Consider the following 232-nt stretch of genomic DNA (forward strand, 5'->3'; position numbering starts at 1 on the left):
TGGGCTTGCCGGTAGTCAAGAAAACGCCGTCCGGAACCCCTTCGACCAACGAAGAAGTGTTGCAGGAGCTGGCACTGGATTACCCGCTGCCTAAGCTACTGCTGGAGCACCGCGGGCTGGCGAAACTCAAATCGACTTATACTGACAAGCTGCCGCGCATGATTAACCCGGTTACCAAGCGGGTACATACCTCATACCATCAAGCTGTCGCGGCCACGGGGCGTCTGTCGTC

At 57.8% G+C, this 232-nt stretch carries 1 protein-coding gene; it reads left to right on the forward strand.

Annotation, left to right across the window (positions count from 1 at the left end; all coding sequences use genetic code 11):
* Positions 1-232: DNA polymerase (locus ACYP03_RS28215; protein WP_459782966.1), on the forward strand; the 232-nt coding region annotated here is incomplete at both ends.

This window comes from Photobacterium sp. R1 (assembly GCF_054600795.1).